Annotated in this window: 1 pseudogene; it reads left to right on the top strand. The window is 33.4% G+C overall.

Going from position 1 to position 863, the window contains the following annotated elements:
* Positions 1-863: pseudogene (locus tag ACJDTP_RS27380) on the top strand (S8 family serine peptidase); the annotation flags it as partial.

Raw genomic sequence — 863 nt, forward strand, 5'->3', positions numbered from 1 at the left:
CTAAGATTGAAATATTATTTATTAAAAGGTGCTCAGAGAAGACGTACAGATGTAACGTATCCCAATCCATTATGGGGCTATGGAGAAGTATGTGCACTTAATAGTTTCAATTTACTTCAAGCTGACTTAAATGCTATTTTATCTAGGCGATATGTAAAACCGAAAGAAATGGTAGTAACAAATAATACTCTTAGACAATATAATATTATGAAAAAAAATAAAAAGAGGAAATCTATGAGTAATAGAAGTAATGGAAATCTTAGAGCAGACGTTGGTGGATTAAAGATTCAATGCTTCAGAGGTGATGATTATATTCCCATTGGTGGTGCTAGGATAACTGTTAGTGGAACAACAGGTTTTGAAAATGTTAATAATATTGAGTTAGTTACAGATGTAGTTGGACTAACTCAAATAGTAGAGCTGCCAGCACCACCTGTAGAATATTCTTTAGATCCGAATATTAATCAGATGCCATATAGTTTATATGATCTAACTGTAGAAAGAGATGGATTCGATACAGTAATAATAAGGGGATGTCAAGTATTTCCTACTCAAATTGCTTATCAAGTAGTTAATTTAGAAAACAATTTAGGAAGAGGAGGTATGAGACAAGAAGTTATAAATATACCACCCAATACTTTGAACGGAGATTATCCTCCTAAGATACCAGAGGATCCAGAGAAACCACTGCCACCGCCAACCTCAGGAGTTGTATTACCTCAACCTATAGTACCAGAATATATTATTGTTCATCAAGGAGTTCCTGATGATCCATCAGCACCAAATTATAAAGTACCTTTTAAAGATTACATTAAAAATGTTGCTTCATGCGAAATATATTCAACTTGGACAAATTCAGCAAT

This window comes from Candidatus Clostridium helianthi (assembly GCF_045310795.1).
GTDB classification, from domain to species: Bacteria; Bacillota; Clostridia; order Clostridiales; family Clostridiaceae; genus Clostridium; species Clostridium helianthi.